Source organism: Vibrio sp. 10N.261.51.C6 (genome assembly GCF_041471785.1).
In the GTDB taxonomy this organism is placed as follows: Bacteria; Pseudomonadota; Gammaproteobacteria; order Enterobacterales; family Vibrionaceae; genus Vibrio; species Vibrio crassostreae_C.
The window spans coordinates 1-312 of record NZ_JBFRPB010000015.1; the positions used below are offsets into that span (position 1 = coordinate 1).

Here is a 312-nt window from a genome sequence, read left to right on the forward strand (position 1 = left end):
CTGTGAACTGAGCTGTGTTGCCTTGGCTGTCAGTCACGGTCAAGGTCACTGTCTGACCGTTTTCGACATTCGTTGTGGTACCTGACAAGGTCACTTCGTCTGCTTCGTCAACACTGATGTTGCCGTCGCCTACGGTCGTCAAGTCGATTGTCGGTAGATCCGCATTGTCCGCATCCAACGTCGCGTTTTCGCTGTCTGTCGCCGCGTTGCCCGCTGTATCCGTCACGTCCGCTTTCACGGTGATCGCACCATCAACCAGACCCTTACCTGTTAGGTCTGCTGTCGTGCTGAACCGTCACGGTCGCTGTGAAC

Annotated in this window: 1 protein-coding gene; it reads right to left on the bottom strand. The window is 55.8% G+C overall.

Annotation, left to right across the window (positions count from 1 at the left end):
- The coding region (locus tag AB4375_RS03965) for a hypothetical protein (protein WP_372051049.1) at positions 1-238 on the bottom strand (238 nt) is incomplete at its 3' end.
- Positions 239-312 lie beyond the last annotated feature (74 nt).